The sequence below is a fragment of the Bifidobacterium sp. WK041_4_12 genome (assembly GCF_041080795.1).
Classification (GTDB): Bacteria; Actinomycetota; Actinomycetes; order Actinomycetales; family Bifidobacteriaceae; genus Bombiscardovia; species Bombiscardovia aquikefiricola.
The window spans coordinates 772,231-787,673 of record NZ_CP129674.1; the positions used below are offsets into that span (position 1 = coordinate 772,231).

Here is a 15,443-nt window from a genome sequence, read left to right on the forward strand (position 1 = left end):
AAGCCCATACAGCATTCTTGGGCTAGCACAGTCGCATTCAGGTGCGTCGAAGCCACCCTTGTCGTTTTTAATGGGGATAATGGAAGGTATGACTTCCACAGACAACGAACAATTTGATCTCGGCTCAGTGTTCCCCGAAAAAGGGGATCCCAGAAAGCCTCCAGAATGGTATAGCAGAGCACTGCTCTATACCGCCATAGGAGTTTTCGCCTCATGGTTCGTCTATAAGTCATGGGGAAAAATCGAGTTCCTGGTTCTCGACGTTGTCATTTCGACATTCATAGCCTTGGCCTTGGAACCATTGGTCAAGATGATGGTTCGTCACGGTTGGAGACGAGGTGCAGCCTCAGGCGTTTCCATCATCATGCTGGTCATTGCGGTTCTCGCGTTGACGGCGATGTTCGGCAGTCTGTTCGTGCAGCAGGCAACCGCCATGATCTCGGGGATTCCACAGTTCTATGCAGAAATTGCCAGCCTTGTCTCAAGCAAGACATCATGGAAATTGCCCGCAATCGGCGATCTCGGCAACGAAATTCTCGGCAGCATACAGACATCATGGGTACGCGACTTCGCTGGACAGGCGATCTCCACAACCGTGAGCTTCCTTGGTGCGGTGCTGAATCTCATGACCGTGATGCTTGTCACCTTCTATATCTCGGCATCCGGTCCCAAGATGCGACGCAGCGTATGCCAATGGATGAACCCTAAATCCCAGCGAAAATTCGTCATGGTCTGGACAGTGGCCCAGGATCAGATCTCCAGCTTCCTGTTCATCCGCATCATTCTGGCAGTCATCAACAGCGTCTGCCTGATAGTGTTCCTCGTCATTCTCCACGTACCATACTGGCTGCCACTTTCCCTCTTCTGTGGGCTGGTGGCACAGTTCGTGCCTACCATCGGCACCTATATCGGCGGGGCACTGCCAATCGTGGTTGCATGGGCAAGCGTCGGACTGACGCAGGCGGTTGCCATTCTGATATACATCATCATCTACCAGCAGATAGAGAATCTCATTTTCGTGCCGAAGATATCTCAACGCACGATGGACCTGAACCCAGCAGTCGCCTTTCTTTCGGTGTTGGGCATTGGCGCGGTGTTTGGCGCTCTCGGCGCATTCCTCGCCCTGCCTATTGCGGCAAGCTTCCAAGCCATATTCAAGGCATACACGAAGCATTACGACTTGATTGATTCGCCACTGCTCCACGATCCGAAACCGGTGAAGAAGTCTAAGGTCATTGCAGGGGCCGAGGCGTTCAACGAGCATGTCATCAAACCTGTCGCCGAGCGCATGCCGCGCGCGGCGCGCGGTTCGAGCTCCCGCATTCACAGTGAGTCAGTCAGCGGTGACGCGCAGGACACATCCCAGCACCAGCAGACCATGCAAGATTTAGACACATCGGAAACTGTTGCAATTCCGCAAAAAAAAGCTAAGAATACATCCTTGGGCGCAAACTCAGACAAAACGAAGACCTCGCCGGATGGCGCAGACAGGTCGCGTGACGATAATCCTCGGAATAGGTGGCATTGATGGCAATTCTTGTTGTGTTGGACTGTCTGCTCTGGATACTCGGAATCGTCAGCATCATCTATCAGGCGGTGTGCATCCTCACGTCCTTCGTATCCAAACCGGTCACCTTCAAGGATGTGCCGATGGATAAGCATTACGCGGTGCTGATTTCCGCCAGAAACGAAGAACTGGTCGTCGGCAATCTGATTCGTTCGATTCATTCCCAGTCGTACCCCATCGATCTGATCGACATATGGCTCGTCGCTGACAATTGCACCGATGACACTGCTGGGTTGGCGCGGAGCATGGGCTGCCATGTGGTCGAACGCCATGATCTCGACCAGATTGGCAAAGGATATGCTCTGACTTTTCTGCTCAACCAGATCAACGAATCACGGATGAGCCAGATCTATGACGCCTATTTCGTGTTCGACGCGGACAATCTGCTGCACAAGCGCTATATCGAAGAGATGAACAAGGCTTTCCAGTCCGGATTCAAGATTTTGACCAGCTATCGAAATTCGGTGAATTTCTCGGTGAACTGGGTCTCTTCCGGCTCTGCTCTCTGGTTCATCCGCGAATCGCGTTTTCTGAACTCATCGCGTATGGTCCTCGGATCCAGCTGCCATGTTGGAGGCACAGGATTCATGTTCTCCAAGGAAATCATGGAGAGAAACAACGGTTGGAAATTCCATCTGCTGACCGAAGATCTGGAATTCACGATGGACTCGATTCTGCATGGAGACAGAATCGGATACTGCGGGACGGCGATTCTCTATGACGAGCAGCCTGTGACATTCAAGCAGAGCTGGCGTCAGCGCGTGCGATGGAGCAAGGGATTCCTCGAAGTCTTCCGCTTTTACGGGCCAAGCCTGATGCGTCGTGCAATACGGGAGCGAGATTTTTCGGCCGTCGATTTGACCCTGCTCATATGCCCCTTCACCGCTTTTGGAGCGCTTCGCGTCGTTCTTTCGATGATCTTCGTCGCATGCGGTTTCACCACGCTATCGACGCAACTGAGCACGATCTCTGGCTACATGACCAGCATCGTGCTGAGCATGTTTTCGATGATGGGACTCGCCGCCATGACGATCATTGCCGAGCGCAATCGCATCGGTGCTTCGAACAAGGAACTGTTTGCATATTGCCTGAGCTTCCCGATCTATATGCTGAGCTACATCCCCATTTCCTTCCAAGCCATCTTCTCGAAGCCGGAGTGGAAGCCAATCGAACATCACGGACATTAACGGCAGTGCTCCAGGAGGCATGATTCACGGATGTTATGCTGATACCATGATTGACACACCTGGCCTTGCCATGCCTCAAATCCCTTCCAACAGCCAAGATCAGAATTATGCCCCTGACATGATGATGCCCAATGGCAGCGCGGCCATGTCGTTGCGCGGACTGGCGAAATACTATGGCTCGACAGTTGCCGTGAACGGTCTTTCACTCGATATTCCTGTCGGATCCTTCTATGGGATCGTCGGCCCCAATGGTGCAGGAAAAACGACCACGTTGAACATGGCCACCGGCATGCTGATACCGGATGCCGGCGTTGCCACGGTTCTTGGCGTCGATGTCTGGCGCGAGACCAGCAAGGTGAAGAACATGATCGGGGTAATGCCTCAGCCTTCCCAGGTTTTCGACCGGCTGACCGGCATGCAGCTGCTGATGTATTCAGGAATGCTGCGAGGAATGAAACGCGCCGAAGCGCAGCAGCGAACCAATGATCTGCTCGTAGCCTTCGATCTGGAGGATGCCCGCAATCTTATGGTCGCCGAATACTCTTCCGGCATGATGAAGAAGATCTGCCTGGCAACCGCCATGATTCATAGTCCACGAGTGCTTGTGCTCGATGAACCCTTTGAATCCGTCGATCCGGTTTCAAGCGCGAATCTCAAGGACATTCTGGTCGAATACGCACAGACCGGAGGCACCGTGATCATTTCTTCACATGTGATGGCGCTCGTCGAGAAAATGTGCACGCATGTTGCGGTGATTGCCAACGGTCAGGTCAAGGCTGACGGGACGATTGACCAAGTGGCCGCGGGAGAGGATCTTGAGGATCGATTCCTGCAACTGGTAGGTGGAAGGCATCAGGCAGCGCACATCGCATGGCTGCAGGGTGGCGGTACAACAGCAGCAACAGCAGCAACAGCCACAACAGCTGAAACAACCACAGATGGTTCCGCAACGGATTCTGCAACGAAATAGGCAGCTACATAGGGGAATAGCAGCATGCTGTCTGCTCTGGACGGTGGCAAGGGAAATGGAATGATATGCGTATTGCAATGCTCGTAATCCGACTGCGCTGGTCGCTCACTTGGGCGTATCTGCGAAAGTCCTCATGGCAGACGATCGGCTTTATTGTGGGCATCGTCGTTGCGCTGGCCTGCATCGTTGGTGTTGGCAGGGGTGCATGGGAGATCGGTTCGCTTGTCTCGGAGCATTCCGACGTGAACGGCGTATCTTCGCTACTCATCATGAATACGGTGATGGTGGTTGGTGGCACCTTTGCATTTCTGATGACGATAATTCTGCAATTGATGCTGTTCGGTCAGGGTTCAACCTTGAGTGCTGACCGGTTTGAAATTTTTGGCATACGCGATCGCGACCTCCAATTCGGGCTTACGCTTTCTGGACTTTGCGGTGTTCCTGGCATCACCAGTCTTGCCGTAGCTTTCCTGATTTCGTTGATATATCGTTCCTTTGGTCTGCCCACTGTTGTCGTTTCCCTGATTGCCGCGCCATGTGCAGTCATCACCATTGTGAGTCTGTCGAGGCTGATCATGTCTGCAGCTTCGACTCTGCTGCAATCAAAGCGCAGTCAGAGCATGCTCTATATTGCGATTATTCTGATCTTCATCCTGGTGGCGAATACTCCAAACATCGTTATCAATTCATTTGGGATCCAGAAGCTTCAGCTCGGTTGGTTCACTGGGTTTTCCAACGTTCTTGGATGGACACCTTTCGGTGCAGCCTTCCAGCTGCCCTTTGACGCCTTGACAGGCAACTGGCTGATGGCCTTGGTTCGTGTGCTCATTCTTTTCCTCACATGGTGCTTGTGCTTCATGGCATCGATGTGGCTGATGCGACGTGAGCGCATGGTTGCCGGTGCAGCGGAAAAGGTGGTGCTGAGCAAGGGCATAGGTTCATTCTCCTGGATGCCGGATTCCGTGTCGGGCGCTGTATCGGCACGCTATCTGACATACCTGCTGCGTGATCCTCGACAGGCGATGGTGCTGCTGATGCCCGTGATCTTCTTGGGGCTGTTTTCGCTGCAATCGGGTACTCTGTCCGAAATGGTTTTCGCCGCGCCCCTGATGTCGGCCATGTTCATGATGATGCCAGAATCAAATGGTCTGGCATACGACGGCATGGGCATGACCATGCATGTCCAGATGGGTGTGCGTGGCATTGATGATCGTATTGGACGCGCCCGCGTTCTTGCAGTGCTGGGAGCCATCTACATGCTCCTGATAGGGGCGGTGAGCCTCGTTGTCTATAACCTTCGTGACGGGCAGTACATGATGATCGGGACGGTGTGCGCCCTCTGCGCGGTCGGCATGTATCTGGCGAGTGTTGGCGTTGCAGAGGTGTGCTCCTGCATGTTCATGTACCCGGTAGCCAGCCTGAAAAAGCCGTTCTCTTCACCCCAGGGCCGTGCGCTGTCACAGGGCTTCCTGCCATTCATTCCCATGCTTGCCACCGGATTGGTGATGACTCCTACGGCTGTGACGATCATTGTGCTCGCCGTTCTTTCAGGGATGGGCTTCCTGTGGATAGCTATTCCCGTTGCGCTGGTCAACGGATTGCTGGTGCTATGGCTTGGCGTAGTCTTGGGAGGTAGAATCATGGACGCGCGCCAGCTGAAGATAGTGGCAACGTTGAACCATTTTGCGCAATTGCAGCGTTAACGAGCTGCACAGGAATTGAGGTTCGGTGTTTGAACACAGCTCGGAGACGTCTGTCGAACAGGTGCATCCACATCGCAGCTTCTGGCGCATCGCATGCACCGCTGTGCTGACCGCTGCAGTCTCTGCTGGCTACATCGTTGCCGATATCTATGGATATGCTCCCGGAGTGTTGACCAATACGGGTTTTTCCCACTATGTGGCACCTGGAATTCGCACGCCCTACGCTGCCGCAACCATTGATGACAAGCTCGAGGCAGGAACTGCCATCAATGCTCAGCAGGCTTCCGATCTGTTGAACGCCTTGAAGAGCGCCCAGGGGGTAGGTTCTCAAATTTCCGCAATCATTCGAGATTCCAGTGGCTCGACGGTTGCCGAGCTCAACGCCTCAACGGCCCGAGAACCGGCCTCTACCATGAAGACGTTGACAGCCTTCGCTGCCGCATCGACCTTGGATATGGGATCGACACTGGATACCAAGGTGTTTCTAGTGCAACCCGCAAACGGTACTCCACAACTGGTTCTGCAAGGCAGCGGTGACATGCTGCTGGGCACCGGTGAAAACGACCCGAATCATGTCAATGGCCGTGCAGGATTGGCAACGCTCGCCTCGCGCACCGCAGAGGCTTTGAAGCAGCGAGGGATTTCCCAAGTGACGCTGAGCTATGATGACTCGCTTTTCGGCTCTGACCGAATCCCCCAGGGCATACAGCAGAACGATGCTGAATGGCGCAATTTTGCACCGGTCTCGTCGATGGCCGTTGATGGCGGCAAACAATGGACCGATACAGCGAAACCTTCGAATCCTGACAATGATGAGGTGTATCCCACTCGCTCCACAACGACCGCTTCGGATACGGCGAAAACCTTCATATCGAGTCTTTCGACAGTGGGAATCACCGTTAATGGTTCGGCATCGAGCGGCGGATCGCCTTCGAATTCGACGCCCATCGCATCTGTCAGTTCCGCAAGGCTAGGCGAAATCATGGCATACACCTTGCGTAACTCAGACAATACCGAGGCTGAACTGTTCGGACGGCTGCTCGCATTGAAGCTGAACCAGTCGAACTCGCCTGCAGGTGCCACTGCTGCAACGGAATCCGTATTGAAGCAGCAAGGCATAGATACCAACGGTCTTCATATGGCCGATAGCTCAGGATTAAGCCCGGGCTCGACGCTGAGCGTGAATACGCTGGCGGATGTTCAGGGAAAGCTGCTCGCGCGAGGAACAGCCGTCGCAGCGGCAGAAGGTCTATCGATTGTCGGTGTTGTAGGAACCGCAAGAACTCGCAGCGCTGACGATTCAATGAATGGTCTGATTCGAGTCAAAACCGGTACCCTTTCAACGGTCAGCGCCATGGCAGGCAACGTTTCGAGAATCCGAGGAGGGGCGCTCACCTTCGCCGTCATCATCAACAATGGCGATAACATGTGGTCTGCCGAACAGGCGGTGAATGCGTTCATCGCCAAGCTGCCGAATCTGTGACCTGGACAAGTCATCATGTGTCACTTGCAATCGGTAGTGCGCAATCTGTTATGGGCAGCGCTGCTCAGACTGTGTTGGTGCGGCGGCTGTATTCTTGACATAGGTCACGCACAATGTTCGTTGAACCGTATCCGTTCACACATGCATGAAGTTTGGAGATCGTTCTATGTATTCTGCCGTGATGAAACGAATGGTGGGAGAGTTACGCAGATCATTGGAACTGCAAGGTTTTCGTAGACAATCCAAGAAATTTGCAAGTCATGGCGTTCATCAGGCGGCGTCCGACGCACCCTTGCTGCTGGTCGCGTGCTCTGGTGGCAGGGATTCTCTGGCGCTGGCATATGGCGCTTCGATTGTCTGCCCGATGCTTGGGCTGCGGTGCGGTGCCATTCTCATTGACCACGGGCTTCATCCGAACTCGGATGCTGTGGCGCGGCACGCTGCCCATCAATGTGCCTCCATGGGTTTGAGCCCGGTCACCACGAAGGCCGTGACAGTCAATCATTCCAAGGCTGGCGAGGAGTCGGACGCGCGCGACGCCCGTTATGCAGGAATCATTGCATATGCGCGTCAGGTCGAAGCCAGTGCCGTCATGCTGGCTCATACCCTTGATGACCAGGCTGAGACGGTGCTTATCGGGCTGCTGCGTTCGGCGGGCACTCAGGCGCTCGCAGGGATGCCTGAGATGTCGATAAAAGGTGGCGTACGGTTTATTCGTCCGATGCTGAACATGAGAAGGGCGGATTCCACAATGATTTGCATGGATGCCGGAATCGACTTCTGGGATGATCCGACGAATGGCGACGACATTGCCAGCGACCATAGCTTGCCGGTTCAGTATCCCTTGCGCTCTCGCATACGTCACGATCTCATGCCAGCCCTTGATGCCTGTAGCGGCAGCGACGCGGCAGCGCTGCTTGCTGGAAATACTGTCCAGGCACGCGAAGATCTCGAATATATGGATGCACAGGCTCGTCTGCTTGCCCACGATACATGCATCGTGGAAGAGAGCGAGCGATCTGTGCAGACGGCCAAGCTTCAGGCGACTCAGCTGTCGTCGCAGCCCGTAGCGTTGAGGAAACGGGTCATCATCATGGCGCTGAACCAGTGTGGCATTCCGTTTTCGACGCGGCAGCTCGATGCGATAGATGCGCTGATCGCCCATTGGCATGGGCAGGGTGTCGTGAATCTTCCGATCGGATTCTCAGCAAACCGTCAGGATAACGTCATTCATCTATGCAAAGATGGTGGTCATGCAAATCGCTGACATTAAATCCGACATTGACCATGAACTGGTCTCGAAAGAGCAAATTGAATCAAAGATAGAAGAGGTGGCGGCGCGGGTTAGCAAGGATTATCAAGGCAAGTCTCTGCTGCTCGTTGCCGTGTTGAAGGGGGCAGTCAACACGCTTACCGCTTTTTCGCAGGCGCTGAGCATCCCAGTCGAGATGGATTTCATGAGTCTGTCATCCTATGGTCTGGGCACCACATCTACCGGAACCATCACCATTCGGCAGGATTTAAGCACGGACATCACCGGTCGGGATGTTCTCATCGTTGAAGATATCGTTGATTCGGGAAACACGCTGAAATGGCTTGTAGGAGACTTGAAGCGCAGAGGCGCAGCTTCCGTGGAAGTTTTCGCGCTCTTGGAGAAGCCGTCACGTCGCGAGGTGGAAGTTGACGTAAAGTACCGGGGATACGACATTCCAGATGAATTCGTAGTCGGATTTGGCTTGGACTTCGGAGAGAAATACAGGAATTTGGATTCCATCGCAGTCCTCAAACCAGAGGTGTATCAAGGAGAACAGGTATGAGCTATCCTCAGGGTCCGCAAAGGCGCCCACCGGTAGGTAATAACGGCAACAGGCCAAACAACAACATGAACCCGTTCAACAACCAGTCCCAAGGCGACCCCAACGCGGGATCGAACGGCAAGCGTCCATTCTGGCAGATGCCGTGGGTGTGGATTGTCGTGCTGGCAATGCTCGCGATAGCAGCCTTCCAACTGTTCTCCATGAATGGCACGCAGACAATCTATACCAAGGACGGTCTGGCCCTTCTGCGTGACAACAAGGCAAACTACGCTGAGATTACCGAAACCAAGCAGCTCGTCACCCTTGAGCTGAAGAACGACTTCACGAAAAAGGACCCGAGCAACGGCCGGGTACGCAACTATGGCAAGAGCGTCCAGTTCTACTATGTCTTCGCGCAGGGCGGTCAGGTGGTGAAGGCCGTCGAAGATAGCAGCCTTTCCAAGGGATACAACTCGACGGTGCCGCAGACGAGCATTCTGAGCTATCTGATCACTTCGATGCTGCCTCTGCTTATCATTCTTGGACTGTTCTGGTTCTTCATGAGCCGAATGCAATCGTCAGGCGGCGGTCTGTTCGGCATGGGCGGCAAAAAGAACGCAGGACGGCTGCTGGACGGCGAGACACCGAAAACGAAGTTCTCTGACGTTGCCGGCGAGCAATCGGCCGTCGAAGAGGTCGAAGAAATCAAGGACTTCCTCAAGGATCCATCGAAGTACAAGGCTCTGGGAGCGAGAATTCCACGAGGAGTACTGCTCTACGGCCCTCCAGGAACAGGAAAGACCCTTCTGGCCCGAGCGATTGCAGGCGAAGCGGGTGTGCCATTCTATTCGATGGCCGGTTCCGACTTCGTTGAAATGTTCGTAGGCCTTGGTGCTTCCCGCGTTCGCGATCTCTTTGACGAGGCCAAGAAAAACGCTCCGGCCATCATCTTCATCGATGAAATCGATGCCGTAGGACGACGCCGTGGCTCAGGAATGGGCGGCGGACACGATGAACGCGAGCAGACATTGAACCAGCTGCTCGTCGAGATGGACGGATTCAACAACGATACGAATCTGATTATCATCGCGGCAACCAACCGTCCTGACGTGCTCGATCCTGCGCTGCTGCGTCCAGGTCGTTTCGACCGCCAGGTCGGTGTCGAAGCTCCCGATTTGGAGGGCCGCGAAGCCATTCTGAAGGTTCATGCCAAGGGCAAGCCGTTCGTGCCGGATGTGGATCTGCATATCGTGGCAGTACGCACGCCAGGTTTCACCGGTGCCGATCTGGCAAACGTCCTCAACGAAGCTGCATTGCTGACGGCTCGTTCGAATGCGCAACTGATTGATAATCGAGCCATCGACGAGGCTATCGACCGTGTTCAGGCAGGGCCGCGCCGTCAGTCGAAGGGCATGGCGCTGAACGAATTGCGCAATACGGCATACCACGAAGGTGGTCATGCCTTGGTTGCCGCAGCACTGCATAACACCGATCCCGTCACGAAGGTCACGATTCTTCCTCGAGGACGCGCACTCGGATATACGGCAGTCATGCCGACCGAGGATCGTTACTCCCAGTCTCGCAACGAGCTGCTCGATCAGATGGCCTACGCCATGGGTGGCAGAACTGCAGAAGAGATCGTCTTCCACGATCCGACGACCGGTGCCTCCAACGATATCGAAAAGGCGACGAAGATCGCCCGCAAGATGGTTGTCGAATTCGGATTCTCCGCAAAGCTCGGTGCCATCAAGTGGGCCGATGACGATGACGATCAGACAACGGTTATGGATGGTCTGCAGCCTCGCAAATATTCGAACGAGACCGCTCAGATCATCGATGACGAAGTCCGCAAGCTCGTTGAGCGTGCCCATTCAGAAGCATGGGACATCATCAACCAGAATCGTCATATCCTCGATGAACTCGTGCGCCAATTGCTGGTCAAGGAGACGTTGAACGAACGCGAGCTGAAGCAGGTCTTCTCAGCCATCGTCAAGGCTCCGGTACGTCAGGTCTGGCTTTCAGACAGTTCACGCCCTGACTCGAACATTCCCCCTGTTGAAATCCCAGAGTCACTCAAACGTGGCATTGGCATGAAAACAGGCGAGTGAACGGCCAATCATCGATGGATGTGATGAAGCTCACCGGCATCAGACCGGAACGACATGGCAAGAACTCGACAGACCAGATGTCTGCCGCGAACGGCAACCATGACTCGCTCCTTGCTGATGCCGGTGCTCGCCATCATCCGGGCACGGTAAGCGTTGATCTTGTCATGCGTTGCGATCTTCAGCAAGCGGGCAGATCAGCGGATATCACACAGACCGTGGATTATGAACAGCTGGCGCATCGAGTGGCTTCGGTTATCGAACGCGATGAACACGGCCTGCTCGAAGCGCTTGCCTATGACGTTGCGCAGTCTGTGCTGCTTTCACACCTCATACGCGAAGTGGAAGTCACGGCTCACGAGGCGCGAAGCATCCGTGGGGTATTCGTTGACGACGTTTCGGTCACCATTCGATGCGCATCCGATTACCACGAGCAGCATGACGACAAGCCGAACCAATTGGACCAATCTGAGCGAGCTGGGCAACCTGAGCGAGATGAGCAATTTGACCCATCAGATGCCACGCCTACGCAGGCCTCACATATCGCAGCATCGGCACATACAGAGCACGCAGAAGCGTCTGCTCCATCAGCCGAAACGCATTCGTCTGAAGCAACCCGACCCCAGACTCGTGAAGCTCTGATAGCCCTGCAAACGCCAATCGTCAAGAACCAAGCAGCAGATGCCCAGGCGATACTACGAGCGGCTGTCGTTGCCGTCGATAGCGTTCCAGGTAATCAAGTCGTCGGAATTTCTCCTCTGTACCAATGTGTCGCCGTCACCCACAATGACTCATTCAATGCGGTCGTGCTCATAGAGACATCGCTCAACAATGCCGACATCCACTCGTCATTGGCACTGTTGGAACACTCGCATCAGGCCTCAAAGCATCGGGACACCCGTGCCACAGCTACATCAGAAGCATCAGACGAGGTATCGCATCAATCTGGAAGTTTGAAGGCGATGCTGCTGGATCTACGCGCGCGGCATCATGAGAAAGAAACGGAGCAGCGTTCCGTGCTGCCGGGCTTGGCTGACCATGCGGAGATCCTTGCGCCGTGGAACGATCTGAACGCGACCATGCAGCATCCCGATGCTGTCGATACGGCAGCGATGCTTGAGAAGCTGTTGAATGATGCACCCAATCGACAGAATATCAGCAAGGTTTCTGATACATGGATTCTTGGAGGTGCCGTATGAAGGCCAGACGTACGCCGTGGTGGTATTACCTCGTAGCCGTCGTTGTTGGAGCCGCTGCTGGATTCGCCATGTCAGCGCTGACCCAGGCAAGCCAGTTCTCTCTCATGGGCGCACCTTGGGTGGTGCCGGTGCTGCTGGTGGCCCTTGGCGCCTATGTGTTCTACGAGGCGTATCAGGTCCACCTGTATGTCAAAGGGGACCGCGATGAACTCGATCCGATTCGTGCCGTCAATACCCTTGTCATCTCCAAGGCGCTGGCCTTGGCTGGGGCTGCTTTGGCAGGCTGGTACGGCGTGCAGCTCATCATGAGTCTTTCTCATGCGGAGGCTCAATATTTCAAAACGGTGATTATCGAATGCGCCATCTGCACTGTCGTATCCGTTGTCGACATGATTGTTGGCATTGTGAGCGAATGGCTGTGCCAGCTGCCTCCTCGCGAAGGACCTGAACATCCGAAGACGATAGCGGCGAAACGCAAGCGCAAACTTGCCAGCTCGCGAGCGAATAAAACCTTCAACCGGGTGTCGAGACGCTGAAGGATACAGTCAATACGATGTCCGAAGTCGCACTGCATCGCACCAGCCATGCTCGCGACATCGCCGGTATCCAAGTTCCTCCGCTTTTGGTAGTATGGGCAAGTTGCCATCTGCAAGTTTGCATGTGACACAGCGGGGCCTTAGCTCAGTCGGTTAGAGCAAACGACTCATAATCGTTCGGTCCAGGGTTCAAGCCCCTGAGGCCCCACACGTTCGGAACTTCTTTCAGAAGTAAGGAAGAATGGTAATCGAAAGATTCCTACCACTCCGTCAAAATGGCCTTTTCTGCAACATTCTGCAACAAACTGAAAGTCTACTGACGCGCCGTAACAACATTTGAGATGAGAATTGAGTGTGGTCGTGAAGTATACGAAAGCGATTCGCTCTAACGCACTGCTGTTTCTTGGTTGCGTTCTTACAGGGCTTAAGCAACACACTGTTCGTTGTCGGACAAACACCATATGATTGATTTAAGATGTTGATGTGTAGGCAATTTCAACGTACCAAAGGGAGGGCTATGCAATCGATAGAAATAGCAAATCTATTTGTACAAAGGCACGGCAACGACCTTTATCTGACAAATTTAAAGCTCAACAAACTTGTATATTACGCGCAAGCTGAATGTCTTCGCAATACAGGTAAGAGTCTTTTCACTGATGAAATTGAAGCGTGGGACTATGGACCGGTTGAGCCAATGGTCTACTATGCCTTTAGCTCCCACGGGAGCGGAAGAATTCTTGAACCATATTCACCCTTTCCTTCGCTCCAACCAAAGATTGCAGGTGACGAGACAACTCGTGAAATCGTTGACAAGGTTGCCAAACAGTATGGTAGCTTCTCAGCTTTCGATTTGGTCAATTTCTCGCATAGAAATGGATCTGCTTGGAAATTGGCATACAGCGGCGAACATGGTGTGAAGATTACAGAACAAATGATTGTTGATTCATCCGATGGCATTGTCAAGCCTTGTGAGTCAAGGAAAATTGCTCGGGGAATAAAGACGGCGGAGAAGAATTTCCCCAATGCATTCCGCCTACTTAAAGATTCCTGATAGGCTGTCTCGAATGAGGAATTCAGTACAATGGGCGGCAGTTGCACCGCCCATTGTCGTATCAGATCAAGAGTCGATCGCTGATTTAGTTCACATGACCATTGAAGCGCATGAACTGACAGTTACCGATGACGGAGGATTTAGAAGACCAGGAATACAGGGGAATCCTGATGAATTGAAGAAACTCATGGAGAAGCTTAGTTCCCCAATTCACACCGTATTCGACATGGTATATGGACAAACACCTGCCCAACGTTATGGATTTATGGACTTATTTGATCAAATAAGTCGATTTGCGGAGATGCTTGCAAAAGACCACCTTTTCGGGGATGGCAATAAACGCACAGCAGTAAGAGTGTCGATAGCACTCTTGTATGCTCACGGAGTTGTTCTTGATGTTGATGATTCTCCCAACCCAGAGAGGAATGGAATATATCAATGGATACAGCAGCTAGTTGAGGGTAAGAAAGACTATAAGGAGATAGCATCTTTGCTGCGCGATAATGCTCGAAGCGAAGACGAGTAAACGGCAAATCTGACTATTATGCTAACTGACGGAATAGATGATTTTCACATGTCCATCGAAGCCACGCTTAGCTTCAGTGTTGATCGTGTGAGGCCCCACACGGGCGCGTCTTGAGTAATGCAGCAATCGAGGCGCAGCTTGCTTCCACATTTTCTTCCGTGGTTGCAAGCAGCGACTTCAGATCAGCAGCTCCTGGCGCGATGCCAAAGCTTGCGACGATTCCGGCATCGCGCAGCCGCTTCCTGTCGCTTTCATCGAGTTTAATCTGGCCACCAATCGCGATGCAGGGCTTGCCCTCGCCTTGTGCCAGCTTCGCGATGCCACTGGGAACCTTGCCAAATGGGGTTTGAGCATCAATCGAACCCTCGCCTGTGATGACGACGTCAGCCCACTGACATGCATCACGGCCTCTGACAAGATCGAGCACCAGTTCTATGCCTGGCTGGATCGTTGCGTTGAAAAGCCCCAAGAGGCCCGCACCTGAGCCGCCTGCTGCTCCTGCTCCAGCTATGCCTTGCACATCTCTTCCGTTGAAGGATTTGATGTGCTCGGAGAAATGTGCCAGTCCCATGTCAAGCTTGTCAATCTGTGCGGCAGTTGCGCCTTTCTGTGGTGCAAACACTCGTGCAGCGCCGTGAGGCCCGGTCAATGGATTGACCACGTCGCTTGCAATGACTATGGGTATGCTCACTGCCTCGCGATTGACGTTGCGTGCGTCAATTGCATGCAGCTGACTGAGACTGCCTCCGCCCGACTCAAGCGAATTGCCTTGTTCGTCGAGGAATCTGTAACCACAGGCGGTTGCCAGTCCTGTGCCACCATCGGTCGAGGCACTGCCTCCAAGTCCGAGAATGATTCGACGTGCCCCGGCCTTGATCGCAGCCATGATGAGTTCTCCGGTGCCGAAGGTCGATGCCGACATTGGATCTCGGCGATCTTGTGGAATGCGTTCGATGCCACTCGCGGCAGCCAATTCGATCACCGCAGTGGAGGCATCGGAACTACCGAGAAAACCGAACGAAGCTTGAATCTCGTTGCCGGATGCGTCATGTGCCGCTGCGGTGTCGATATGACCATGTGTGGCCTGCACGAGGGCTGAAGTGAGACCTTCTCCGCCATCGGACAGAGGCAGCATGCGCACTTCGGCTGACGGGTCGGTGGAGTGGATTCCACGGCTCATTGCACGGGCGACCGATTCGGCGCCTGCCGACTCCTTGAATGAATCAGGTGCAAGAAGATATCGCATGTATTTCCTTCGCTCCTTAGAGCTCACTGGATATATCGCCATATATCGCCATCTGCCGCCGTCTGACTGCCCTG

Annotated in this window: 13 protein-coding genes and 1 tRNA gene; 13 read left to right on the forward strand and 1 reads right to left on the reverse strand. The window is 53.8% G+C overall.

Going from position 1 to position 15,443, the window contains the following annotated elements:
- Nucleotides 1-88 precede the first annotated feature (88 nt).
- The 13 genes from QN215_RS03420 to QN215_RS03480 all read left to right on the forward strand — a co-directional run bounded on the left by QN215_RS03420 (nt 89) and on the right by QN215_RS03480 (nt 14,123).
- Complete coding sequence (locus tag QN215_RS03420; RefSeq protein ID WP_369344713.1) at nt 89-1,528, forward strand: AI-2E family transporter; 1,440 nt, start codon at nt 89-91, stop codon at nt 1,526-1,528.
- On the forward strand, nt 1,528-2,754 hold the full coding sequence (locus QN215_RS03425; protein ID WP_369344714.1) for a glycosyltransferase family 2 protein: 1,227 nt from the start codon (nt 1,528-1,530) through the stop codon (nt 2,752-2,754). The genes QN215_RS03420 and QN215_RS03425 overlap by 1 nt, the downstream gene beginning before the upstream one ends.
- Before the next feature lie 70 nt (nt 2,755-2,824).
- The gene (locus QN215_RS03430; RefSeq protein WP_369345047.1) at nt 2,825-3,724 is read left to right on the forward strand and encodes an ABC transporter ATP-binding protein; all 900 of its coding nucleotides are present in this window, start codon (nt 2,825-2,827) and stop codon (nt 3,722-3,724) included.
- A gap of 65 nt (nt 3,725-3,789) precedes the next feature.
- Nucleotides 3,790-5,427 carry an ABC transporter permease gene (locus QN215_RS03435; RefSeq protein WP_369344715.1) on the forward strand — a complete coding sequence of 546 codons (1,638 nt, stop codon included), beginning with the start codon at nt 3,790-3,792 and terminating at the stop codon, nt 5,425-5,427.
- A 25-nt stretch (nt 5,428-5,452) separates the two neighbouring features.
- Nucleotides 5,453-6,910 carry a D-alanyl-D-alanine carboxypeptidase/D-alanyl-D-alanine-endopeptidase gene (locus tag QN215_RS03440; protein WP_369344716.1) on the forward strand — a complete coding sequence of 486 codons (1,458 nt, stop codon included), beginning with the start codon at nt 5,453-5,455 and terminating at the stop codon, nt 6,908-6,910.
- Nucleotides 6,911-7,100: 190 nt separating this feature from the next.
- Nucleotides 7,101-8,177 (forward strand): tRNA lysidine(34) synthetase TilS, encoded by a 1,077-nt coding sequence (tilS, locus tag QN215_RS03445; protein WP_369344717.1) that lies wholly within the window; start codon nt 7,101-7,103, stop codon nt 8,175-8,177.
- Nucleotides 8,164-8,727: a hypoxanthine phosphoribosyltransferase gene (gene hpt, locus QN215_RS03450; RefSeq protein ID WP_369344718.1), complete on the forward strand. Its 564-nt coding sequence runs from the start codon at nt 8,164-8,166 to the stop codon at nt 8,725-8,727. Before tilS ends, hpt begins: the two co-directional genes overlap by 14 nt.
- Complete coding sequence (gene ftsH / locus QN215_RS03455) at nt 8,724-10,814, forward strand: ATP-dependent zinc metalloprotease FtsH (protein WP_369344719.1); 2,091 nt, start codon at nt 8,724-8,726, stop codon at nt 10,812-10,814. The genes hpt and ftsH overlap by 4 nt, the downstream gene beginning before the upstream one ends.
- A 14-nt stretch (nt 10,815-10,828) precedes the next feature.
- Nucleotides 10,829-12,010, forward strand: a complete 1,182-nt coding sequence (locus QN215_RS03460) for a dihydroneopterin aldolase (RefSeq protein ID WP_369344720.1) — start codon at nt 10,829-10,831, stop codon at nt 12,008-12,010.
- The gene (locus QN215_RS03465) at nt 12,007-12,546 is read left to right on the forward strand and encodes a DUF3180 domain-containing protein (RefSeq protein ID WP_369344721.1); all 540 of its coding nucleotides are present in this window, start codon (nt 12,007-12,009) and stop codon (nt 12,544-12,546) included. The genes QN215_RS03460 and QN215_RS03465 overlap by 4 nt, the downstream gene beginning before the upstream one ends.
- Before the next feature lie 134 nt (nt 12,547-12,680).
- Nucleotides 12,681-12,754, forward strand: a tRNA-Ile gene (locus QN215_RS03470).
- Between the two features lie 309 nt (nt 12,755-13,063).
- Nucleotides 13,064-13,597: a Panacea domain-containing protein gene (locus QN215_RS03475; protein WP_369344722.1), complete on the forward strand. Its 534-nt coding sequence runs from the start codon at nt 13,064-13,066 to the stop codon at nt 13,595-13,597.
- 13 nt (nt 13,598-13,610) lie between these two features.
- Nucleotides 13,611-14,123, forward strand: coding sequence for a Fic family protein (locus QN215_RS03480; RefSeq protein ID WP_369344723.1), 513 nt, complete (start codon nt 13,611-13,613; stop codon nt 14,121-14,123).
- Between the two features lie 73 nt (nt 14,124-14,196).
- Here QN215_RS03480 and QN215_RS03485 read toward each other — a convergent pair whose 3' ends face one another.
- Nucleotides 14,197-15,369: a glycerate kinase gene (locus QN215_RS03485; protein ID WP_369344724.1), complete on the reverse strand. Its 1,173-nt coding sequence runs from the start codon at nt 15,367-15,369 to the stop codon at nt 14,197-14,199.
- Between the last annotated feature and the right edge of the window lie 74 nt (nt 15,370-15,443).